We start from the raw sequence: 20,547 nt of genomic DNA on the forward strand, positions 1-20,547 counted from the left end.
AGACTCGAACTCATGCACTGGCTAATTTCATAAATTCCTTTTTTTGTCAACTCCTAATACTGAACCGACGCCCTAGCCGACGAGATGGTCAATCTTTCACTGTTGACTCGTCTAGTGGAAAAGTCCTGCTAATCGCTGGCAACACCATCAAGATTCCTACTTTGGGAACTTTTCGAATTTATGAACCATTAGAATGCGGATTCGTCTCTCAAACTTTTACGATTTCAAAAGAAGGGAGTCGCTGGGAAAGTTTCTTTCTGTTTTGATGCCGAACGTTTGCCAGTTCGACAACATGAGAACTCTGTAGGGATCGATACAGGCATTAAATCTTTTGCCACGCTGTCAACTCAGCAGGTCTTTGATGCGCCAAAACCATTAAAGCAAGCGAAAACCAAACTTCCTAAATTGCAACGCAAAGCATCAAAACAGGTAAAAGGTTCCCAAAACCAGCGCAAAACCTACAATAAAATTAGTCGGCGACCTGCGCGGATAGCTCGCATTCGCTTAGATTTCCTTCACAAGCTAACAACTTATTTAGCCTAAACGTTCAAACTAATCAAGATTGAAAGCTTGAACGTTCGGGGGATGATGGCGAATCACAAGTTAGCTGGAGCAATATCAGATCTAGGGTTTTACGAGTTCAAACGTCAACTCGATTACAAGTGCCAAATGTATGGAGCTAGTCTAGTGTTGGTAGACCAATGGTTTCCCAGCTCTAAAACCTGTTCTAATTGTGGCAGTAAAAAAGATATGCCACTAAGTCTTCGGATTTTTGAGTGTCCTGTTTGTGGCATATCTTTAGATCGTGATTTGAATGCCAGTTTGAATATTTTAAACTGGGAACCCTCGGCTTGAGGGGGATAGCCTACTTATCTCGGGATTAGCCGTTTACCCAACAGCGTAGGAAGTAAACTCCAAATTGTGTCTAAAGATGGCTTTAGACAAGTTTAGGTAAGTTTTATGAAGCAGATTACTACATTTTATTGAGTTCCGATCGCAGCTCTTCCAACTCAGCGTCAATCACCGGACTCGACTCCGAGCTGCTAGCAGCAGTTTTACCCGCTGCCGGCAATTTACCTTGAGACACAGAACCTCCGGTCAGTTGAGCTTTCATCTGAGCCAACTCGTCGTCAACATCACCGCCGCTTTCGAGCAAGCGGAACTGTTCCTCTAAATTGCTGCCGCCGGCCGCCAATTCTGCCGAAGCTCCCGCGCGTGCTTCTATCTGCAAAACTTTTTCTTCCATGCGATCGAAAGCCGCCATTGAACTGCCAGTATTCAAGGTGCCAATGGTATTGTTGAGCTGTTCCTGAGCCTTAGCAGCGGATATCCTCGCTTTGAGCATATCCTTCTTAGTCTTAGCTTCGGAAATCTTGCTCTCCAAACCGATCAAGTTGCGCTTGAGGCTTTCCACCTGAGCCGCTTGCTGATCCAGACTGGCTTTCAGAGTAGCCGCCGTTTCAGCGTGAGACTTTTTGCGCACCAGCGCTTCCCGGGCCAAAGTCTCGTCTCCTTTTTGCAGGGCTAGCTGAGCCCGCTGCTGCCACTGGTTAGACTGAGACTCAGCTTGATTGTACTGAGTCTGAGTGCGCTTTTGAGTGGCGATCGCACTGGCAACGGCTTGACGCAACTGCACCAAGTCTTCCTGCATATCCGTAACGGACTGTTCTAAAATCTTTTCCGGGTCTTCAGCTTTGTTGACCAGATCGTTAAGATTGGCTTTGACGACTCGGCTAATGCGGTCAAATAATCCCATAATGCTATTTTTCCAGGGTGAGGTGTACGAAGTAGGTGGAAAGCAGGCTTTAGGCGCTAGCCCGCAGTTGTGAAATTCACTCTTGTCAGATTTTTAGTGCGATTTAGTTTTTGGCAATTTTTGCAGACAGATAAATCCAGTTTAAAGCGATCGAGTAAGTGGTGCAGGCAAGCTTATTCATGCACCTATCTATTGAGTTTAACTTCGATCCGGGAATTCCCCCACAGGCTTCGAGCCATCTCTAGCTAGGCTGTTGAGAAGTTTTTGCTCGTCTCAACTATTGTTCTGCTGCGTGGGGTTCAGGATGCGGGCGGCTCGCCCGAGGGCAATTTGGGTGTATTTTTGCCCGGAAGCATTTGTGCTTTCATCGCCGCCAACTCAGTATCGACATCCTCGGCACCTTCGAGAGAGAGAAACTTCTTTTCTAAATCGTTAGTTCCGAGTTCTGCGATTGCTTCGGAGCGAGATTCTAGCTGCATGACTTTCTCTTCCATCCGTTCAAACGCGCTCAAAGCGCTGCCTGTATTGAGATTGCCCATCATTTCTTGAAGCCTTTCCGATGCTTGAGCCGATCGAGCTCGGGCAATATACATATCTTTTTTAGATTTTGCCTCGGAAATTTTACTTTCGAGCGCCCGCATATTGTCTTTAAGTTGAGTCACAACAGCGTTTTGCTGCCCGAGACTGGCTTTCATCGCCGTTGCCGTTTCTTGATAAGATTTCCTGCGCGTCAGAGCTTCCCGCGCCAAATTTTCCTCGCCTTTTTGCAAAGCTAGCTGCGCCCGCTGGTACCATTCTGCGGCAGTAGACTCAGCTTGGGAACACTGGCGTTCGGTGCGTTTTTGAGCTGCAATCGCCCCTGCCACAGCTTGTCTGAGCTGCACTAAATCTTCCTGCATATCCATTACAGCCTGTTCCAGAATTTTTTCTGGATCTTCTGCCGCCCCGACCAAACTGTTAATATTGGCTCGAATCACTCGCCAAAGGCGATCGAATAATCCCATGAGGCCCGTCTCCCGATTTTCAACTTTAGAATTAAGACAGAGAAATCAGAATTAAAAACTAAAAATAAAAACTCATCAATCGTCTTTTTAATTTTTAATTTTGAAATTTTAATTCCCTCTAAGTTAGGTCGCCATGATTATTTTTAGGATGGGTAGGGCGCCAGCGTTACCCATCAAAACTGAGCGAATGTTGGGTGAAGCGAAACCGAGGGTTCGTGCCGCGGGCCCAACCTACTCGCCGATCCTCAGTTTAATTCTCTTTGCCTAATTTATGGCTGATAGTATTGCGGCTTCACCCCTTTTGCTTGCAGTTCTTTCACCAAAAGTTCTGCTGAGGCAGCATCGTTCAAAGCCCCCATTTGGATCTTGACACCCTTTGAGAAGTTCCGCACGTAGGCATCGGGAACTGCGGTTCTGGCTTGCTGCAGCGATTTTGCATCCGTGTAATCGGTGACAACGTAATAGAAACCGTCGGCAGCGCGTGCCGGCCTTCCCAGCGGGGATGCGGCGGCTGGGGATGCTGTCGCTGGGGATGCTGTCGCCGGGGATGCGGCGGCTGGCTGGGCTGGGGAAGGTGTTGGAGGCAGTGTCGGCAGTGTCGGCACTGGCTGGGCGCTGGGGCGGGGACTGGGAAGCAAAGCCGTGCTGATATTGTTGAGTCCTTGTTCTCTCCCTCTGGCGGGGTTGCCATCTTCTGTCGGAATCGGGACAGCCGCGCTGGGGCCAGGAGGCGCTGCCGGATTGGGCGGGATTGAGGCTTTTGGCGACGGGGAAGGAATAGCGCTGGCTGTCGGATTGACATTGCTGAGAGTGCTCAAATCTAGCTCGACAAATTCCTTGGATACCAGATTTGGAGCTTTTGGCAGTTCCTTGGTGCTGGTATCTGAGATGGCAGTAGAGGCGGGACTGTCGCTTGGAGAGGGTGCACCGCGATCGAGAAAACGGTTCAGGCCGGCCATCTTAGCCACACTTGACGGGTGCATGACTGCGTAGCCCAAAGCTGTGCACGACAGCAGAAACAGCAGCATCGAACTCAGTCCCAAGGGAGTTAACAGACTGGCTGCTAAACTGCGTTCGACGGCAGGCTCGGCTTTTGACTCGTCCAAACTTTCGATCAGTTTTTCGCTTGATTCGAGATAATTGTTGGGTGCGAAGGCACTGCTAGATAATTTTGTGCCGCCCCTGGTAGTTGCTAGCGGGGCATCGCCCTGGATGCCGGCAAGGGATAGGGGCAGGGACAGCGGCTGCTGGGTTTCCTCCGCGGCCTCCAGGGGCAAATTTTGGGCTAGCTGTTGCTCGGTTGTGGCTGTTTGCTTGCCAGTACGAACTGATGGGGACACCCACTGTTCGGCTCGCCGCCTGTGCCTTCTGTATGTTGTCAGTTCTGCTTCTAGGTTTACATCCAGACTCCCCAGGACTGCTTGCAAAGCAGGCTTGATTGGGGTTGAAGAGGATTGATGATTTGGGGATTCAACCGAAGAACGCTTACTCATTAGCAAAACTCCTACCGCCTCTGAATTGATTTTAATGTTTTGATTGTAGATATAAACAAGAAGCTTGAAAACTTGCCTATTTTATGATTAGCTAGTTTTAGCGTCAATGCAACAGGGGCCGGATCGCCTGCTGTCGATCGCTAGCAGCTATCTTTTGATTTTAATTTTAAAACTTAATTGTTTCTGTGTCCCGGAGGCTGCTTAGCGAGACTCGAAGCAGCTTTCTGTATCCGGATATACCGCTTGTTTATAACCTCTCATACTCGTTCGGCATTTGTACTTTTTATTGATCCCTGACCGCTTTATAAACTTTTAATCTGTGTTTTTACCTATACAATGAGCCAAGACTGAGGCAATTGTTTCTAAATATAACAAGATTATAAATAAATTATAAAATTTAATTATGCTCCGGGGATCGCTACAACCCAGACAGAATAAAGGCTGGGATGCTCTAAGGCAGGCTAGCTCTGCAAAGGAGAATTAGAGATGAAAATGATTTCCCTAAGAACTTTTATGCAAACCTCCTTAACTTCACCTTTAACTTCAGCTTGTGGTCACTGCCGTCATTATACCCCTGAGGGCAGACGCGGGGGTGTTTGCGCTTTACTGGGCGGGCCGGTTCAAAGTCACTGGAAAGCTTGTGCTTTAGCGGTTTCGCCTTTTAGGTCATCTTGGGAAAACATAGAAGAAATTGGACTGTGGCAAGAATCGACTCTGACGCTGCAGGATGCCACCGTCACTCTTTCCGAGCGCAATGCCTGCCAGCTTACAGGCACAACGTTAACCGAAAAATCGGCAGCAGTATCGGTCTAGTTAGTCGGCTGCCCTGCTGCTCATACCATTATTTTCGATTTTCGATTTTCGATTGGGGAATCACCGATAAGTATCATGGTTTGGATCTGGCAAAGCAGTTTCATTTTTTTTGGGAACTGGTATCAATACTCACACTTTTGGGCGATCGGGTGCATTTGGCTTTACTAACTCATAAAAATCAGCAGTATTTACTTTAATATGAGCGCATAAAAAAACCGATTTCTCCATCCAACTATGGCAGCCAAGGATATTGACTAAAATCAGGTTGCCGTTTTTCTAAAAAGGCTTGTTTGCCTTCGGCGCCTTCCTGCGTCATATAGTACAGCAAAGTGGCATTTCCCGCCAGTTCTTGCAAACCGGCTTGACCGTCGCAGTCGGCATTAAAAGCAGATTTCAAACAGCGAATCGCGATCGGACTTTTTTCTAGAATTTCCGCAGCCCACTGCATCCCTTCTAGTTCTAGTTGTTCGACGGGCACGACGCTGTTGACTAAACCCATTTCTAGGGCTTGCTGCGCGCTGTACTGGCGACACAAAAACCAAATTTCTCGGGCTTTTTTCTGGCCGACAACTCTGGCGAGATAGCTAGCTCCGAAACCACCGTCGAAACTGCCGACTTTTGGGCCGGTCTGTCCGAAAATAGCATTGTCAGCAGCGATCGTCAAGTCGCAAATTAAGTGTAGAACGTGGCCCCCTCCTATTGCGTAGCCTGCAACTAAAGCAATGACAACTTTGGGCATCGATCGAATCAACTTCTGCAAGTCGAGCACGTTCAAGCGGGGTATGCCACCTTCGTCTACATATCCCGCCGCACCGCGCACGCTTTGGTCGCCGCCGGCACAAAAGGCGTATTTGCCGTCTGTATGAGGCCCCGCACCGGTGAAAAGGACAACGCCGATTTTTGTGTCTTCGCGGGCATCAGTAAAGGCATCGCACAGTTCCTGCACGGTTTTGGGACGGAAAGCGTTCCTTTTGTGAGGTCGATTGATGGTAATTTTGGCGGTGCCGCCGCTTTTGTGATATAGAATGTCTTCGTAGGTTTTGGCGGTTTGCCATTCAATTTGCATAATCAATCAATTTTAGATTTGAGACCAAACTGGGTCTATCAAGGCAGCGACAAGTCGCTTTTAGATTTTAGATTGATTCGGTTCAATGGGATACAAGGGTCGATCGACTCTTGCAAAAAAATAAAGCGGGACTTAGGCAGAAACCAGGTTTTTCACCAGCATACGCCGTGCAGCGCTCTTGGTAGCGGTTAAACAACCCGGTTTTTGAGGGTAAGAGCGCGCAAGTCCCGTCTCAAATGGAAAAAGCGTCCAATCCTCGAACTCCTCTCACGACTTTTACTGCGCAAAAATTTATATGCGCTGCATTATTTGCGCAGTAAAAGAGCCAGCAGGTGCTTTGCTGCTTTCGCAAATACCGGATCGCGGGACTCGAATTCGCTGGGATCGAGTAAAGCTTGAACTTCGCCAAAAGCTTCTGAGTCGAGGGTTCCTTCTTTAGTAAATAAAGTATCTAGGACTGCAATGTGTCTGGAGTCGAGGCCGAGCCGATTTCCCATCGACTGTAAGTACATTTGCTCCCGCAGGTCGATGTGTCCGTCTGCCGCTGACATTTCGTAGCCAGAACCGATGAGCAACAGCTTTTCTGATTCTGAGAACAAAGCTGTCAGGGTTAGCAATTCCGTGGGGTTGAAGTAAACCTGCTGTTTGGATACTCCTTTGACAAGGCGCTGAATTAGTTCTATCCGATCGGGGTCGCCGCTGGCAAAGGCTTTGAGAGTCTTTTGCAGCCGTTCTTCTTCTTCAACTGCGATCGTCCTGTCAATAATCATCACTCCGCGCAGGATCGAAATCAGAGCAGTCAGAAAGACTACCAAAGGAGTGATATCTTGTTCCCGGAGCTTTTGCCGGCTAATGCGACACAACAGCTCAACAACTTCACTGGTGATTGTGGTGGTGTCCATAATTAAAAATGACTCTCTCTTAAGCTGTAATGTAATTTTCTTTCTCGATCTTAAGTTTTTTCTGTTACGTAGGTATGACGTGAATTCTAAAACTGAGCCGTTGTCTATTAGTGATACTACTTATTTTATTCACAAACGCTGGATGGCTAGGGCTGTGGAACTGGCACAAGCAGCGGGTGATGCTGGTGAAGTACCCGTGGGTGCTGCAATTGTTGACGGTACTGGCAAATTGATTGCCGAAGCGCAAAATCGACGAGAGCGAGACTGCGATCCGACTGCTCACGCTGAAATCTTGGCTTTGCGGGCGGCCGGGCAAGTTTTGCAAGACTGGCATCTTAATCAATGCACGCTCTACGTCACGCTGGAGCCTTGCCCGATGTGCGCTGGTGCGATCGTCCAAGCTCGGATTGGCCTGCTGGTATACGGAGCAGATGACCCGAAAACTGGAACGATTCGGACTGCTGCTAATATTCCCGATAGCGCGCATTCGTGTCACCGCTTGGAGGTGCTCGGCGGTATTATGGAGTCTGTTTGCCGCGATCGGTTGCTTTCTTGGTTTGAAGCGCGCCGGAAAAATTAACAGGTAAAATTTTTTACTCTCTTATGAACGATGTTTAATCGCAATTGACCCTTTAACTGAAATAATAGATCCGTAATTGCCCGCTCAAGCTTTCGAGGTGGCCGACTGGTCTGTATTAATTAATGCTGTCCGGTTGGCTGAGGTTTTACCTGTTAGAGATTATCTCTTGCGGGCGCGATCGCTCGATCGGCACAATGCCAATAGCAAAACTGTCCCGATCCAAAAACTAAAGATTTGTCCAACAACTTACTTTAGACTTTAGATCTCGATAAAGCAGCTTAATTGCTATGCGCCACACCGCCACGATCGCCGTTGAGTCCAGTACATCATCTCTAGTGAAGCCAATGCCTGCCAAGGTAGTATTTAATACCTCTCGCGTTTCTCCTTGGTTAACCTCCTTGCTCTATCCGCTAGGTCACTATATTGTCCTACCGTTTCATTTTGGCAAGATTGAGGTAACCGGACAGGAGCACTTGCCGAAAGACGGGCCTGTCATCTTAGCCCCTACGCACCGTTCCAGATGGGATGCCCTGATGATGCCCTATTCAACCGGACAGATGGTGACTGGACGCGATTTGCGGTTCATGGTAACTGCTGATGAAGTGAAAGGACTCCAAGGTTGGTTCATCAGAAATTTGGGAGGGTTTGCTGTGGATATCAAGCATCCAGCAATTAGCAGTCTTCGTTACGGCGTGGAACTACTCCTCGACAAGCAGATGTTGGTGATTTTTCCCGAAGGCGGCATTTTTCAGGATGGCGAAGTTCACCCGATCAAGCCTGGATTGGCGCGTTTGGCAATTCAAGCAGAGTTGAGCAAACCGGGTTTAGGGGTGAAAATTGTACCGATGAGTATCCGCTATCGCCCGCGCATTCCTCAATGGGGTTCTGAGGTGAAAATTGCGATCGGTTCTCCGATTTCCGTGGCGGATTATGCCAATGGCGGCGGTAAAAAAGAAGCACCATTGTTGACGGCCCAACTCGAAAAGGCTCTTAAAAATCTTGATGAATGTTGAGAAGAAGGAAGTTCGGCAACGGATTCTGTAACGGATGTAACGGATGTAGCGGATGTCAGGAAGAAGGAATAAGGAATAAGGAAGAAGGAATTATGATATAATGTTTTCTGGTGCTGTCGAGAGATGCAGCACTTATTTCGCTGCTTTCTTATGTCTGTATTAAGTGTGAGCATTAATGGATTGTGCTTTGAACTTTAAGCCGGGTCAAATTGTCAGTTTAGAATGTGGAAATGCGTGCCTGCATTCAGAGGTTATCCAAGTGGTTGAGGCACGTCAAGTTTGTTGGGTGCGCCCTTTAATGTTAGTTGTATTACTGTCAGGGCAGGATTTATCGGCGCAATGGTCGGAAGAATACACTTTATCCGATTTGCGGGATGGTGCTGATTTGCTGTGGCCGGGGAGTTTGTTTCGGGCGGCGCTGGATACCGAGGTAATTTCGCTGTTGAGTCAGTTGCAGTCTCTGGACTCTGAAAAAAAGGATGGTGCGATCGCTTCTCGGCAACTTAGAGAATTTGTAGATCGAGTTTGGGAAGCTTTTCCGAGTGCTTTTCATTAAGCAGATATGTGGCGTTTGTCTATTAGTCCGCCAGGGGTTGAAAACCCCTGTCTAATAGGTAAATTCCTCGCTATGACGACTAATACCCTCTTCATTCTTCAGTCTCAAGCGAGAGGGACGAAAGTTTGACAAAAAGCGATTGAAATCGCCGAATTTTCGGCGACTATTATACTAAAATACAGCGTGTGAAAGCTCTTCGGGGTTGAGATTATTGTGAATAACTTTACCGTCTCGGAACCAGACAACGCGGCGAGTTTGGCGCGCCACTTCCGGTTCGTGCGTTACCATAACCACAGTCATGCCGCTTTCGTTGAATTCGGTAAAAATATCCATTACTTCTTGAGTAGTTTTTGTATCCAATGCACCTGTAGGTTCGTCAGCCAGCAACAACACGGGACGGTTGACGATAGCCCGGGCGATGGCCACCCGCTGCTGCTGTCCTCCTGATAGTTGATTCGGTCTGTTTTGCAGCCGACTTTCCAGACCAACTTTTGTTAAAGCATCTACTCCCCGTTCGCGTCTTTCTGATGCGGGAATGCCGGCATAAACCATCGGTAACATGACATTTTCTAAGGCGGTCAATTGAGGCAACAGGTGAAATTGTTGGAATACAAACCCCAATTTTAAATTGCGAATTCCGGCTAATTCTGCTTCGGGCATTTGGGCGACATCTACGCCGTCTAAATAGTAACTGCCGCTCGTAGGTCGATCGAGACAGCCGATAATATTCATAGCTGTAGATTTGCCCGATCCCGATGCGCCCATAATCGAGCAATATTCTCCTTGTCTTACCGTCAAGCTGACGCCGTTTAAGGCGCGAACTTCGAGGTCGCCAATTCCGTAAACTTTTGTTACCTCTTCCAGACCGACAACAACGGGCTTTGAGAGGACTTGCGGGTCGAGGTCTTGGTATGTATCGGTTTGTAGTTCAGGCATTTTTTTTCTGTGCGATCGACACAACTAACTACTAAGCTAACACTTCCCATCAGTATTCGCGTTCGGGGTGACGGCTGTTTCGATGTTAACGAACAGAATCTCTATCTTCAAGTCATAGTGAATACTTTGACCCGACGTGGAGGTACAGTCGGAGTGGAAAAAAAATCTACCAACTCAAGTAGAGGCGATCGCATGGACTATTCAAAGATAACCATCTCTAAGTCTAACAACAAGCCAGTGATTAGTTCATCTGCTTTTATTTTGGTACAATAGTTCGGACTGTTTTTAGTTCGCAGTCTGAAACCCACGATTTTCCGTTGGTAGCTCGATTGCCCAATGGTCTTGAACCCTTATTCTAGGTTTGCCAATTAAAAACTGTCCGAACTATTGTTGGTAATCACCTGTTAAAAGAATCAGATTTAACGATCGCCCGCCACCAATTTTCATGGGTTTGAGGGTCTTCTTCACCAGGTTGACAGGGCTTGGGTGGAATAGAAACCCCAATAGGCTAAACTTGTATCCGATCGCCAAACAGATTACAAAGCAATGACTAATTATACCGATACCAACCAGACCGAGATTTCTAATACAGTCTCATCGAGTCCACAAATTTTATCTTTCTTGAAAATAGTTGAGTATTTATCCCTGGCCGCTTTTGTGGGTGCAGGCATCCTTACCAGAGTTTTTCTAGACAACCAACTTATCGTTATTTTGGGAGCTGTTTTTCTATCTAGTTTTATTTTTCTGTTCCTGACCAATAGACAATTAGATCGCAACTTTCGGAATAGTGCTAATCAGTTAGATATCCGAAAAAAAGCTCAACTATATAATTATCTATTAAACCCGAATGATGTTTCGGATAACAATCCGATTACCCCGGTGAGAGAAAAGGCTTTACGATATTGCCAGGAGTTGATTGACGACTATAAAAACACTAGAGAGACTTCGAGAAATATTTACTATACTTTCCAATTGGCAACCGTTGTTTTATCGGGAGTCACACCAATTTTAGTATTGGTAGACAAATTGGAACCAGGTCAATCGTTGCTCAAGTGGCTCCCCGTAATTTGTCCCGCTGTCGCCTCCATAGTCGCCAGTATAGTTACCTCCTTTCCTTTTCAGGAGAATTGGATTTCTGCTAACACGACTGTGGAATTGTTAGAAGCGGAACAGGAGAAATTTGTATTAGGAGTGACTCCAGCTTATCGTTGCTATGATGTAGCCGACGAAGCCCAAAATCAACAAATGACAAAAATGGCAATAGAAAACTTTATCAATCAGGTGAATGAGATTCATCTCAAGCAAATCCAAAAACCAGATGAAACAGCGTCAAAGGAGCAGAATACAGAGCCAGCTCAATCTACCGAGTCACAGCAGCAGAGTTAACGAAGCTGACAATACCAGTAAGCAGGTAGGGTTGAGTGATGCTACCTGCTCCCTCAATTAGCTCTGTATGTAGTTCTCAAAATGTAGTTATCAAAAGTGCTCCTCAAAAGCAAAATTTTTGAGCTATGATTAAGAAAAGTTAAGCGTAAACTTGGGAAGTTGGAGATTGTTGGTAACACAATTATGACATACGATTACGACTTGTTTGTGATAGGTGCAGGTTCCGGCGGATTGGCGAGTTCCAAGCGAGCAGCATCCTACGGAGCAAAAGTGGCGATCGCCGAAAATGATTTAGTAGGCGGAACCTGCGTAATTCGCGGCTGTGTTCCCAAAAAACTAATGGTTTACGCCTCAACATTTTCGCACCTTTACGAAGATGCGATCGGCTACGGCTGGAGTCCAGTAGAAAGCAGCTTCGATTGGGAAAAACTCGTCACCACAGTAGACGCAGAAGTGCGCCGACTCAGCAAACTGCACATCAGCTTTCTCGAAAAAGCCGGAGTAGAATTAATTTCAGGATACGCCAAATTTATCGACCCCCACACCGTCGAAGTTGGTGACAAAAAATTTACCGCAGCCAAAATCTTAATTGCAGTCGGCGGAGAAGCGCAAAGAGTCCCAATTATAGGCATAGAACACGCGATTACCTCCCGCGAAATCTTCCTGCTAAAAGAGCAACCAAAACGGTTGGCAATTTGGGGTGGCGGCTACATCGGCGTCGAATTTGCTTGCATTATGAACGGATTGGGAAGCCAAGTAACTCAAATCATCCGGCGCGATCGAATTCTGCACTACTTCGACGAAGAAATTCGCGCTAACGTGCAAGAAGGAATGACTAAGCACGGAGTTGAATTTTTGACAGAAAGCTCGATCAATCACATTGAGAAAACCCCAGAAGGTTTAAAATTAACGCTGTCGGGAAAATCCGAAGGAACGCTAATAGTAGACGCGCTTTTGTCCGCTACCGGGCGCTTGCCAAACTTGGAAAAATTGGGTTTAGAAAACGCGGGAGTAGAAACCGATCAAGGTGCGATCGCAGTTACCAAAGACAGCCGCACCAGCCAGCCGCACATTTTTGCAGTCGGAGATTGCACCAACCGCATCAATTTAACGCCAATTGCGATCGCTGAAGGTCGTGCTTTTGCCGATACTGAATTTGGTAATAACCCCAGATCTATCAGTCACGAAAATGTTGCCTCAGCAGTATTTTCCCAGCCGGAAGCAGCTACAGTTGGCTTAACAGAAGAGGAGGCTAAAGCTAAGTTTCCCGAATCAATTAAGTGCTATACAGCCAAGTTTAAACCGATGTTTCATTCTTTGACAGGTGCAGATGAAAAGACTTTTGTCAAGTTAGTTGTTGAAACTAATACTGACAGAGTTTTGGGCGTGCACATGGTGGGGAAAGACGCGGGCGAGATTATTCAAGGAATGGCGATCGCTGTTAATATGGGAGCTACGAAGAAAGACTTCGACGCGACTATTGGCATTCACCCGTCCACGGCTGAAGAGTTTGTTACTTTGCGGTAAAGCGGGCGAAGCCGCCAGGGACTTAAGTCCCTGGCTAATAGCTAAAGTCGGTTAAAACCGACTCAAGAAAACTATTTTGAAGAACAGGCAGGATGCCTGTTCCACACAAAAATTTAATTTTCTGGTTGTGGGGTGGGCGTCCCGCCCGCCCAAAAATACAATTTAGATAGAAAACAACTTATTAATGAGTAATTCAACCAAACAAAACAAAATTTTAGCATTCTATCTCGGTCAGCAGCCTGATTCACAAGGTCGGGCGATCGAGGATATTTGGTCGTGGGATTACCAGAAGCTGGAATCCGTGCACAATTACATTCAATGGCTGTTTCCGCTGAGAGAAAAGAGTCGCTTTAATTCCAGTGCTCCTACTTTAAATGATGAGGTAATTCAAGCTTTTAGAATAAGTGAAGAGTTGAGAAATCGCTTACTCCATTCGTTCAAAGTCATGCTGGCGTTTTACGGGTTGGAATGCCGCGAAGGGGAAAACGCAGAAATTGTAATTGCCAAATCCGAGGAATATTTGTCAAGAAAAAGAGAGTGGATTGAACAATTTAATCACAACTACCTGCGGCTGACGAGGATTCTCACAAGTTTGACAGAGTTGGGATTAAAAAATTACGCTTTAGCTCTTTTCAAATGTTTAGATGAGATTTATAACGAAGACAAAGCAAGTATTGGTTTAAAAACTTATACTTATTGGAAAAAAGCTGTAAATAGTTAGAACTCACATCTTGCACCATTGTTAAGAACGGGCAAGATGCCCGTTCCACAATAAAATTTAGTTTTGTGGAACGGGCATCTTGCCCGTCCCTAAACAGGTAGTTGATAATGGTGCAAGATATCAGTTAGAATCAATATTTTAGAATTATCGCTATAGCCAACCCTACGGCCCACAAAAAAACTTAATTTTTGTCGAACAGGCCCGAAAGCCTGTTATGGGCTAGAAACTCACCCACAAGAAAATTAATTTTTTGTAGAACACGCATTTTGGCTGTAGCTGACATTGGTGCAGTTTTACACCCCAAGCGGATTCATGCTCAAAATAATATTTTAAATGATTTGAACCTTTTTCCAGATCGTCCTGTCTAAACACTTCAGATAACGAACAGGTGGGGGAGACTTCACAGGTGTTAGGTGTGTCAGCCAATGTTTTAACCGATGACTGTTCCGACTCGGACTTAGTTGCTCAATGTTTAAAGGGCGATCGCACCTGCTTTCGCCACCTTTACCAACGCTACCAAAACAAAGTCAGGTCAACCCTTTACCAACTCTGCGGGCCCTCACTGCTTGACGACTTAACGCAAGAAGTATTCCTGCGAGTGTGGAAAGGATTGCCAAAACTCAAGCACCAAGACAACTTTTCTACTTGGCTTTATCGAATCACTTGGAATGTGGCTTCTGACCAAAGACAAGCATTTGCTAAGCAGCATTCTTTTGATTCCAAACTCAAAAATCAAGAACAAATGGATCGGATTGTTGTCACAGATCGTACCTCAGACTTGATGCAGTTGCACTATCAAGATTTAGTGCAGCGGGGACTGGATCAATTGAGCTTTGAACACCGCAGCGTTTTGGTGCTGCACGACTTAGAAGACATCCCGCAAAAAGAAGTAGCCCAAATTTTGGGACTACCCGCAGGGACTGTCAAATCTCGCGTGTTTTATGCCAGAAATGCTGTGCGGCAATTTTTGCAAAAAGAAGGTGTCAGCGAGCTATGAATAACCCAAGCAGCGACCAAGATTTAGTTAATTTCTTGAAGCAAAATCGCCCAAATATTCCTGAAGCTGCACCAGATTTAGAGCAAAAACTTCTAGCAGCAATAGAAAGTAATCAGGCGATCGTTTTCTCTGAAACCCACCACACAAAAACGCAATTAAGTGCGCCAGCTAAGTCAGATAACAGGTTAAAAATATCCTCTGTTTCTAAGTGGGCATTGTCCTCGGCGATTGCTGCTAGTTTGCTAGTTTTTTGGTCTGGCTACCGTTCGTTTGAGACTGCACAATTGCCAGATGAGGAAACAGCTCAGTTAGAAGCATTTTTAGTCAATAACTGGGAGGGTGTACTCCAGGATTCTCCTCAAGAAAATATGACCAATCGGCCGCAAACAGAGTGGTTTAATTTCCCTGTTTCCGCTGACAGCGAACCGCCAACAAATAACTAATCTCAAAGAGGTAATTTTCATGTCAATTCGTCGCATTTCTGCCCTAGCCGTTTTAATGCTGACTCTCGGCAGCACAGCCGCAGCAATAGCAGTTCCCAATCCCCTAGAAGCGGGAACAATTGCCCAAAATCAGCGACCAAATCGACCTGCCGGCAAGGAAGGGGGGATGTTCGAGAAACTTAATTTAAGCGCCGACCAAAAGCAGCAAATGCAGGCAGTTCGCGATCGTTACAAAGACCAAGTTTCCCAGCGGATGCAAGCAGTCCGCCAAGCCAGACAAGAATTGGAAACGATGATGTCCGGCACGGCAAATGCTAGCGAAATACGCGAAAAACACCGTCAAATAATCGGATTGAGGCAGCAGTTGGAAGAGGTACAATTTGAAAGTACACTGGCAATGCGAGAACTGCTCACGCCCGAACAGCGCAGCCAATTAGCTCAACTGATGCAGCAGCGCCGACAAACGGCTAGAAACAGGATGCAAAACGGTCAAAAACCGCAGTAATTGACGAGTAGTTTTGAGTGAATCGCAGGGTGTGCAATACGCACTCTGCGATTCATTGTTGTAAGCAAGTAGAAATCAATAAATGCAGGCAGCGAGAAAGGCAGCTTGTCTGTAATTTATGGGATGGCTTTCTCTCTTGGGAAAAGCGGTCTCAAAGCGCAGCATTTTCAAGTCTAGGCGAGTGCTTTACTTTTTTAGAAACAGTCTCAAATGGTCTAATTTAAATCCCTGCAAGTCCTTGATATTTTCAGAATATCAGTATATATTTTGTTTAAGTTAGTGTTTTAACTTGTTTATTTAATAGCTCATAATAACTTAAAATAGTTAGTTGGGAAGTCTCATAAAATTTTTTGGATGAATCTACAGCACGATTCGAGTTACATTTATTTACACGGATTTGCTTCAAGTCCCAATTCAGCTAAGGCTAGATATTTCCGAGATCGCTTTTCTTACCTAGGAATTGACCTAAAAACTCCCGATCTCAATCAAAACGATTTTTCGGGACTCACTCTCACCCGCCAATTAAACCAAATAGAAACAGAATTTTTGCAAACCCAATCCTCCCAATCTCCCACAGACAATGTAAAAAATATAGGAGGAGTCACCATAATAGGGTCTAGTTTTGGGGGACTGACAGCGGCTTGGTTGGCCCAGCGACAATTGTCAGTAAAGCAAATAGTTTTGTTAGCGCCGGCTTTTGAATTTATCTCCCACTGGCTGCCACTGTTGGGACAGCAACAGTTAGAAAAGTGGCAGTCTGAGAAATATTTGCCGGTTTACCACTACGGCGAACAGCGTCATCTGCCGCTTAATTATCAGTTTTTGGCAGATATGGCTCAATACCCTGAACAAAAATTAATGCGGTCAGTCCCTACGTTAATTCTTCACGGCAAGCATGATACAATAATACCGATTCAAGCTAGCAGAAATTTTGCCGCTAACCGTCCCTGGGTGCAATTAATCGAATTAGAAGACGATCATGCTTTGGGCAATGTCCTAGCGGAAATTTGGGAAGCGATTCAAAAGTTTTGCCAATTCAAAAATTAAAATTTGACCAACTTCCAAGTCTCAACAATCAAATGAGTGAACAAGATCGATCGACTCGCACGTTAGCCGTTGACATTGGCGGAAGCGGCATCAAAGTTATGGTTTTGGACGAGGAAGGCCAACCCCAAACCGAACGCAGCCGTTTAGAAACGCCTCAACCGCCGAAACCGGAACCCGTACTAGAGGCGATCGCCTCTTTAGCCAGCGGACAAGGGGAATTTGACCGAGTATCAGTAGGTTTTCCCGGCGTCGTCTCTGGTGGCATCATCAAAACCGCAGTGAATTTAGATCCGTCTTGGATAGATTTTGACCTACAAACTACCCTCAAAGATCGCTTGGGAAAACCTGTGCGAGTGGCTAACGATGCCGATATTCAAGGATTGGGAGCAATTGCTGGGACGGGGGTAGAATTAGTAATTACCCTTGGCACCGGTTTCGGTTCTGCCTTATTTGTCGATGGTATCTTGGTGCCAAATCTAGAATTGGGACATCACCCGTTTCGCAAAGGGGAAACTTACGAACAGCAATTAGGGCGATCGGCATTAGATACAGTCGGTTCCAAAAGATGGAATCGCCGTCTAGAAAAAGCGATCGCCTCTCTGCAAAATCTCTTTAACTGCGATCGCATTTACATCGGCGGTGGCAATACTAAAAAGATTGCTGTTGAGTTACCGCCGCAGGTTAAAATAGTACCGAATGTCAGCGGTTTGTTAGGCGGAATTGCTTTGTGGCGCGATTGAATAAGCGGGGTGGGAAAAGTGCCCATCTCTATCAAAGAAACCGGGTTTTTTACCATGATTGAAGACCAAAATCGAGTATTTTAGTAAAAAAAACCGGTTTCTGCATCCAGGAGATTTGAGTGGATTTTTGGCTGGTGCGTTAGCGTCGCCCTCGAAGAGGATCGCCATTTAAAAAATTATTCTCCCATCGGATCGCGGTAGCGTTTGGGTTCATCCTTGCGAAACAGATTCGCTAAACCGAGGATTCCCAACAAACCCAAAGCACCCCAATGATTGTTGTCGTTTTTGCTTTCTTGAAAAGGAGTTCTGTCTAGAACAACTCCATTAGAATCAGTATTGTTCTGGGCGGGAGCAGACTCCGTTTGAGCTGAGGCAGGCATAGCTGAAGGGAGAACAGCCAAACTCAAAGCTATCAGGGTAGCCGCGGTATTTTTAGATATATCGGAAGGCTTGACTTTCATACTCGGTCTCCAAATATCAGCAGTTACTTTATTAAAATAATCAATTTGCCGCAGCCGACGCATCAATCGATCGACAGAAACTAAATTCCCCCTCTCCTCTTGCTTTCGAGATAGAACAAGCTTTATGCTAAGTTCAGATGCTTGTAAGCAAATTATCTAAAATAAAAAGTCGTAAATTATACCATGCTGCCATTTATCCGAAAAGATTTAGCCGAACTTACCGCATACACTCCACATCCGGGCGGCGCGTCAGGAGAACCAGCGCACTCGGAAAGTGCGATCGTCGATCGCCTCGATACCAACGAATGCCCCTACGACTTGCCCGAGGAATTAAAAAAAAAGCTAGCTTGGACTTACCAGCAGTTAATTGAAACAAATCGCTATCCCGACGGAGGCCACGCAGCACTCAAAGAGGCGATCGCCCAATACGTCAATGAATCCCTAAATGTCCCCCCCCTTAACAAGGGGGGGCTAGGGGGCGTTACACTGCCAAAAACCGCCATTACAGGCGACAATATTTCTGTAGGCAACGGTTCCGACGAACTAATTCGATCGCTCTTAATAGCTACTTGTTTAGGCGGGCAAGGCTCTATTTTGGTAGCGAATCCCACCTTTTCGATGTATGGAATAATCGCCCAAACCCTCGGCATTCCCGTTGTGAGTGTTCAGCGGAAAGAGGAGAATTTTGAAATCGATATCGAGGCGGCTAAAAGGGCGATAGACCAAAATCAAAATCCCCCCGTGCGGGCCGTCTTTGTCGTTCATCCCAATTCCCCCACAGCCAATGCTTTAACAACTGATGAAATAGAATGGTTGTCAAGCTTGCCGGAACAGATATTAGTAGTAATTGACGAAGCTTATTTTGAATTCAGCCAAAATACTTTAGCAGACAGATTGCACCAGCACCCGAATTGGATAATTCTGCGGACATTTTCCAAAGCATTTCGACTAGCATCAATGAGAGTCGGATATGCGATCGCCCATCCCGAACTCGCAGCCGCCTTAGAAAAAATTCGCCTCCCCTACAACCTTCCCAGTTTCTCGCAAACCGCAGCCGAGTTAGCCCTAGCGCAGCGGCAGTTATTGCTAGCAACTATTCCCGAAACTCTATCAGAAAGAGCCAAATTAATTGCAGCGCTAACTCAGCATCAAAAATTGCTAGTTTGGCCGAGTGCGGCTAACTTCGTTTACCTGCGGGCAAAAGTCGGTGAGGGCGAATCTGCCGAAGAGGAACACAAACAAATTATGCAGCAGCTAAAAGAGGGAGGTACTTTAATTAGGCATACTGGGGGAGGTTTGCGAATTACGGTGGGTAGCCCGGAGGAAAATCAGCGGACAGCCGATCGAATCGCAGCGATTTTAGATTAAAATTAATATCCACCGTTGCTCAATAAAATGCTAATAATGAACTCTGTAGAACTATTCAGCGGAGCAGGAGGCTTAGCAATAGGCGTATCACAAGCAGGCTTTTGTCACAAAGCAGTTATCGAGCTGGACAAAAATGCCTGCGAGACAATTCGAGAAAATCAGCGGCGGGGTGTAAAAGCGATTTCAAACTGGTCTGTTTTTGAGACAGATATCGCTAAATTCGATTTTACATCCTTAGAACTCAAAGAGGGGGTAGACCTCCTAACTGGAGGACCGCCGTGTCAGCCTTTTTCTGTAGGAGGAAAACACTCCGGGAGTGAGGACGAGCGAAATATGTTTCCGCAATTTTTTCGGGCCGTGCGAGAACTCAAACCCAACGCATTTGTTATCGAAAATGTTAAAGGTTTATTGCGTTCCTCCTTCACTAAATATTTTGAGTATATTGTCCTACAACTCACTTATCCAGAAGTTGTACAAAGGCTGGATGAGGATTGGCCCCATCACCTGTCCCGGTTAGAACAGCATCATACCGCCGGTCGTGGTGACGGACTATCATACCGTGTAGTGTTTCGCTTACTCAACGCGGCAGACTACGGCGTTCCCCAAAAGCGCGAAAGGGTTTTTATTGTAGGTTTTCGATCGGATTTAGGATTAGAGTGGTCTTTTCCTGAACCGACTTGTTCTCAGGAAGCCTTGCATTGGGAGCAATGGGTGACTGGCAATTATTGGGAGCGCAATCAAATCTCTAAAAGCGATCGTCCAGACATACCTAGCAAGCTTTCCTCGCGCATATTCAATCTTCAGTTCAACTTGTTTCCACCTCAAAAACAGCCTTGGCGTACTGTGCGGGATGCCATTTCGGACTTACCACAAGAAGGCAATAAAGAAAGCCAAAACAGCGTACTAAATCACATTTTTATACCGGGAGCCAGAAAGTATCCAGGCCATACGGGCAGCTTGTTAGATGAACCAGCTAAAACTTTAAAAGCAGGAGTTCACGGGGTCCCTGGAGGAGAAAATATGTTAGTTGATCCCACGGGACAGGTGCGTTACTTTACGCTTCGCGAAGCTGCTAGACTGCAAACTTTCCCTGACGAATACTTCTTTCCTCACAGTTGGACAGAAACTATGAAGCAGTTGGGGAATGCTGTACCAGTCGCTTTGGCAGAAGTTATTGCCTCTAGCATTAGATCGCGGCTGGAGACAGTTAGAACAGCGAGAGTGTAGTCAATG

At 46.2% G+C, this 20,547-nt stretch carries 24 protein-coding genes; 17 read left to right on the forward strand and 7 right to left on the reverse strand.

Annotated features, from left to right (window positions below; all coding sequences use genetic code 11):
* Positions 1 to 276: 276 nt before the first annotated feature.
* Entirely contained in the window at positions 277 to 543 is a 267-nt protein-coding gene (locus tag QUA54_RS24845; RefSeq protein WP_333416731.1) for a transposase, read from the forward strand.
* A gap of 45 nt (positions 544 to 588) precedes the next feature.
* Positions 589 to 855, forward strand: coding sequence for a transposase (locus tag QUA54_RS24850; RefSeq protein WP_333416772.1), 267 nt, complete (start codon positions 589 to 591; stop codon positions 853 to 855).
* Positions 856 to 973: 118 nt separating this feature from the next.
* Here the strand turns inward: QUA54_RS24850 and QUA54_RS24855 are convergent, their stop codons facing one another.
* The 3 genes from QUA54_RS24855 to QUA54_RS24865 form a co-directional block, all read right to left on the reverse strand.
* The gene (locus tag QUA54_RS24855) at positions 974 to 1,756 is read right to left on the reverse strand and encodes a PspA/IM30 family protein (protein ID WP_333192968.1); all 783 of its coding nucleotides are present in this window, start codon (positions 1,754 to 1,756) and stop codon (positions 974 to 976) included.
* 299 nt (positions 1,757 to 2,055) lie between these two features.
* Positions 2,056 to 2,760, reverse strand: coding sequence for a PspA/IM30 family protein (locus QUA54_RS24860; RefSeq protein ID WP_172190033.1), 705 nt, complete (start codon positions 2,758 to 2,760; stop codon positions 2,056 to 2,058).
* A 269-nt stretch (positions 2,761 to 3,029) separates the two neighbouring features.
* On the reverse strand, positions 3,030 to 4,253 hold the full coding sequence (locus tag QUA54_RS24865; protein ID WP_333416732.1) for a hypothetical protein: 1,224 nt from the start codon (positions 4,251 to 4,253) through the stop codon (positions 3,030 to 3,032).
* A gap of 513 nt (positions 4,254 to 4,766) precedes the next feature.
* On the opposite strand from QUA54_RS24865, the gene QUA54_RS24870 reads away from it, so the two are divergent.
* Positions 4,767 to 5,066, forward strand: a complete 300-nt coding sequence (locus QUA54_RS24870) for a hypothetical protein (protein ID WP_333416733.1) — start codon at positions 4,767 to 4,769, stop codon at positions 5,064 to 5,066.
* Between the two features lie 232 nt (positions 5,067 to 5,298).
* Here QUA54_RS24870 and menB read toward each other — a convergent pair whose 3' ends face one another.
* The gene (gene menB / locus QUA54_RS24875; RefSeq protein WP_172190039.1) at positions 5,299 to 6,132 is read right to left on the reverse strand and encodes a 1,4-dihydroxy-2-naphthoyl-CoA synthase; all 834 of its coding nucleotides are present in this window, start codon (positions 6,130 to 6,132) and stop codon (positions 5,299 to 5,301) included.
* 305 nt (positions 6,133 to 6,437) lie between these two features.
* On the reverse strand, positions 6,438 to 7,034 hold the full coding sequence (locus QUA54_RS24880; protein WP_333416734.1) for a TerB family tellurite resistance protein: 597 nt from the start codon (positions 7,032 to 7,034) through the stop codon (positions 6,438 to 6,440).
* 79 nt (positions 7,035 to 7,113) lie between these two features.
* On the opposite strand from QUA54_RS24880, the gene tadA reads away from it, so the two are divergent.
* The 3 genes from tadA to QUA54_RS24895 all read left to right on the forward strand — a co-directional run bounded on the left by tadA (position 7,114) and on the right by QUA54_RS24895 (position 9,183).
* Entirely contained in the window at positions 7,114 to 7,614 is a 501-nt protein-coding gene (gene tadA, locus QUA54_RS24885) for a tRNA adenosine(34) deaminase TadA (RefSeq protein WP_172190043.1), read from the forward strand.
* Positions 7,615 to 7,901: 287 nt separating this feature from the next.
* Positions 7,902 to 8,627 (forward strand): lysophospholipid acyltransferase family protein, encoded by a 726-nt coding sequence (locus tag QUA54_RS24890; RefSeq protein WP_333416735.1) that lies wholly within the window; start codon positions 7,902 to 7,904, stop codon positions 8,625 to 8,627.
* A 175-nt stretch (positions 8,628 to 8,802) separates the two neighbouring features.
* A complete protein-coding gene (locus tag QUA54_RS24895; RefSeq protein WP_172190047.1) occupies positions 8,803 to 9,183 on the forward strand; it encodes a hypothetical protein in 381 nt (126 codons plus the stop codon).
* A 171-nt stretch (positions 9,184 to 9,354) separates the two neighbouring features.
* Here QUA54_RS24895 and QUA54_RS24900 read toward each other — a convergent pair whose 3' ends face one another.
* Positions 9,355 to 10,119, reverse strand: coding sequence for an ABC transporter ATP-binding protein (locus QUA54_RS24900; RefSeq protein ID WP_333192977.1), 765 nt, complete (start codon positions 10,117 to 10,119; stop codon positions 9,355 to 9,357).
* A 9-nt stretch (positions 10,120 to 10,128) separates the two neighbouring features.
* Between QUA54_RS24900 and QUA54_RS24905 the strand changes: the two genes are divergently transcribed.
* From QUA54_RS24905 to QUA54_RS24945, 9 genes are all read left to right on the forward strand, one after another.
* Positions 10,129 to 10,392, forward strand: a complete 264-nt coding sequence (locus tag QUA54_RS24905; RefSeq protein ID WP_333416736.1) for a hypothetical protein — start codon at positions 10,129 to 10,131, stop codon at positions 10,390 to 10,392.
* Between the two features lie 273 nt (positions 10,393 to 10,665).
* Positions 10,666 to 11,505: a DUF4231 domain-containing protein gene (locus tag QUA54_RS24910; RefSeq protein ID WP_333416737.1), complete on the forward strand. Its 840-nt coding sequence runs from the start codon at positions 10,666 to 10,668 to the stop codon at positions 11,503 to 11,505.
* Positions 11,506 to 11,688: 183 nt separating this feature from the next.
* Positions 11,689 to 13,032 carry a glutathione-disulfide reductase gene (gene gor, locus QUA54_RS24915; RefSeq protein ID WP_333416738.1) on the forward strand — a complete coding sequence of 448 codons (1,344 nt, stop codon included), beginning with the start codon at positions 11,689 to 11,691 and terminating at the stop codon, positions 13,030 to 13,032.
* Positions 13,033 to 13,216: 184 nt separating this feature from the next.
* Positions 13,217 to 13,753, forward strand: a complete 537-nt coding sequence (locus QUA54_RS24920) for an opioid growth factor receptor-related protein (protein ID WP_333416739.1) — start codon at positions 13,217 to 13,219, stop codon at positions 13,751 to 13,753.
* 406 nt (positions 13,754 to 14,159) lie between these two features.
* Complete coding sequence (locus QUA54_RS24925; protein WP_333416740.1) at positions 14,160 to 14,750, forward strand: sigma-70 family RNA polymerase sigma factor; 591 nt, start codon at positions 14,160 to 14,162, stop codon at positions 14,748 to 14,750.
* Complete coding sequence (locus QUA54_RS24930) at positions 14,747 to 15,193, forward strand: hypothetical protein (RefSeq protein ID WP_333416741.1); 447 nt, start codon at positions 14,747 to 14,749, stop codon at positions 15,191 to 15,193. The genes QUA54_RS24925 and QUA54_RS24930 overlap by 4 nt, the downstream gene beginning before the upstream one ends.
* A 19-nt stretch (positions 15,194 to 15,212) precedes the next feature.
* Positions 15,213 to 15,698 (forward strand): Spy/CpxP family protein refolding chaperone, encoded by a 486-nt coding sequence (locus QUA54_RS24935; protein ID WP_172190056.1) that lies wholly within the window; start codon positions 15,213 to 15,215, stop codon positions 15,696 to 15,698.
* 354 nt (positions 15,699 to 16,052) lie between these two features.
* Positions 16,053 to 16,745: a YqiA/YcfP family alpha/beta fold hydrolase gene (locus QUA54_RS24940; protein ID WP_333416742.1), complete on the forward strand. Its 693-nt coding sequence runs from the start codon at positions 16,053 to 16,055 to the stop codon at positions 16,743 to 16,745.
* A gap of 32 nt (positions 16,746 to 16,777) precedes the next feature.
* Entirely contained in the window at positions 16,778 to 17,485 is a 708-nt protein-coding gene (locus QUA54_RS24945) for an ROK family protein (protein ID WP_172190058.1), read from the forward strand.
* Positions 17,486 to 17,661: 176 nt separating this feature from the next.
* On the opposite strand, the gene QUA54_RS24950 is transcribed toward QUA54_RS24945, so the two are convergent.
* On the reverse strand, positions 17,662 to 17,946 hold the full coding sequence (locus QUA54_RS24950) for a WGxxGxxG family protein (protein ID WP_333301120.1): 285 nt from the start codon (positions 17,944 to 17,946) through the stop codon (positions 17,662 to 17,664).
* A 183-nt stretch (positions 17,947 to 18,129) separates the two neighbouring features.
* Between QUA54_RS24950 and QUA54_RS24955 the strand changes: the two genes are divergently transcribed.
* Both QUA54_RS24955 and QUA54_RS24960 read left to right on the forward strand, forming a co-directional pair.
* Entirely contained in the window at positions 18,130 to 19,314 is a 1,185-nt protein-coding gene (locus QUA54_RS24955; RefSeq protein WP_333416743.1) for a histidinol-phosphate transaminase, read from the forward strand.
* 36 nt (positions 19,315 to 19,350) lie between these two features.
* A complete protein-coding gene (locus tag QUA54_RS24960; protein ID WP_333416744.1) occupies positions 19,351 to 20,541 on the forward strand; it encodes a DNA cytosine methyltransferase in 1,191 nt (396 codons plus the stop codon).
* Positions 20,542 to 20,547 lie beyond the last annotated feature (6 nt).

The sequence above is a fragment of the Microcoleus sp. MOSTC5 genome (assembly GCF_036701825.1).
In the GTDB taxonomy this organism is placed as follows: Bacteria; Cyanobacteriota; Cyanobacteriia; order Cyanobacteriales; family Microcoleaceae; genus Microcoleus; species Microcoleus asticus.

Excerpts from the sequence above, each read along its gene's own strand:
- QUA54_RS24850 (WP_333416772.1), top strand. The coding sequence starts at position 589 with ATGGCGAATCACAAGTTAGCTGGAGCAATATCAGATCTAGGGTTTTAC.
- QUA54_RS24855 (WP_333192968.1), bottom strand. The coding sequence starts at position 1,756 with ATGGGATTATTTGACCGCATTAGCCGAGTCGTCAAAGCCAATCTTAAC.
- QUA54_RS24860 (WP_172190033.1), bottom strand. The coding sequence starts at position 2,760 with ATGGGATTATTCGATCGCCTTTGGCGAGTGATTCGAGCCAATATTAAC.
- QUA54_RS24865 (WP_333416732.1), bottom strand. The coding sequence starts at position 4,253 with ATGAGTAAGCGTTCTTCGGTTGAATCCCCAAATCATCAATCCTCTTCA.
- QUA54_RS24870 (WP_333416733.1), top strand. The coding sequence starts at position 4,767 with ATGCAAACCTCCTTAACTTCACCTTTAACTTCAGCTTGTGGTCACTGC.
- menB (WP_172190039.1), bottom strand. The coding sequence starts at position 6,132 with ATGCAAATTGAATGGCAAACCGCCAAAACCTACGAAGACATTCTATAT.
- QUA54_RS24880 (WP_333416734.1), bottom strand. The coding sequence starts at position 7,034 with ATGGACACCACCACAATCACCAGTGAAGTTGTTGAGCTGTTGTGTCGC.
- QUA54_RS24890 (WP_333416735.1), top strand. The coding sequence starts at position 7,902 with ATGCGCCACACCGCCACGATCGCCGTTGAGTCCAGTACATCATCTCTA.
- QUA54_RS24895 (WP_172190047.1), top strand. The coding sequence starts at position 8,803 with ATGGATTGTGCTTTGAACTTTAAGCCGGGTCAAATTGTCAGTTTAGAA.
- QUA54_RS24900 (WP_333192977.1), bottom strand. The coding sequence starts at position 10,119 with ATGCCTGAACTACAAACCGATACATACCAAGACCTCGACCCGCAAGTC.
- QUA54_RS24910 (WP_333416737.1), top strand. The coding sequence starts at position 10,666 with ATGACTAATTATACCGATACCAACCAGACCGAGATTTCTAATACAGTC.
- gor (WP_333416738.1), top strand. The coding sequence starts at position 11,689 with ATGACATACGATTACGACTTGTTTGTGATAGGTGCAGGTTCCGGCGGA.
- QUA54_RS24920 (WP_333416739.1), top strand. The coding sequence starts at position 13,217 with ATGAGTAATTCAACCAAACAAAACAAAATTTTAGCATTCTATCTCGGT.
- QUA54_RS24930 (WP_333416741.1), top strand. The coding sequence starts at position 14,747 with ATGAATAACCCAAGCAGCGACCAAGATTTAGTTAATTTCTTGAAGCAA.
- QUA54_RS24935 (WP_172190056.1), top strand. The coding sequence starts at position 15,213 with ATGTCAATTCGTCGCATTTCTGCCCTAGCCGTTTTAATGCTGACTCTC.
- QUA54_RS24940 (WP_333416742.1), top strand. The coding sequence starts at position 16,053 with ATGAATCTACAGCACGATTCGAGTTACATTTATTTACACGGATTTGCT.
- QUA54_RS24945 (WP_172190058.1), top strand. The coding sequence starts at position 16,778 with ATGAGTGAACAAGATCGATCGACTCGCACGTTAGCCGTTGACATTGGC.
- QUA54_RS24950 (WP_333301120.1), bottom strand. The coding sequence starts at position 17,946 with ATGAAAGTCAAGCCTTCCGATATATCTAAAAATACCGCGGCTACCCTG.
- QUA54_RS24955 (WP_333416743.1), top strand. The coding sequence starts at position 18,130 with ATGCTGCCATTTATCCGAAAAGATTTAGCCGAACTTACCGCATACACT.
- QUA54_RS24960 (WP_333416744.1), top strand. The coding sequence starts at position 19,351 with ATGAACTCTGTAGAACTATTCAGCGGAGCAGGAGGCTTAGCAATAGGC.